Raw genomic sequence first — 352 nt, forward strand, 5'->3', positions numbered from 1 at the left:
GGGGTCGCCCTACTGCGCCATGGAATACTTTGGTAAATTGTGTGGTGAGTTTTTGCCAGTTTTCAGGGGCAATGTTGAGTCTGTCTAGAATTGGAGAGTTGATTGGGCTTATAGCGCCTCGCTTATCTGCTCGCATACATCTGCCTGTTAGCTCGACTAATTCTAAATAGGACTTTAATTCAAAGGGTAAACCTTTGGGCATATGCTTTCGGGGGCTACCTGCAAAACGCGCCAATTGTTTAGGTTGTTTGCCCTCTTTGGCATGTTCACAGCGGGTTTTAACACTGGTGTAGTCTGAGGTTTCGGGTGTGTCTGCCATTTTGGCTCTAATTGGATTTAAATCAACATACGT

The 352-nt window shown here is 45.5% G+C and carries 1 pseudogene; it reads right to left on the reverse strand.

Going from position 1 to position 352, the window contains the following annotated elements:
* Positions 1-352, reverse strand: a pseudogene (locus J8L97_RS23310) (transposase); the annotation flags it as partial.

The organism is Pseudoalteromonas sp. MMG012, from assembly GCF_018100875.1.
GTDB lineage: Bacteria > Pseudomonadota > Gammaproteobacteria > Enterobacterales > Alteromonadaceae > Pseudoalteromonas > Pseudoalteromonas aurantia.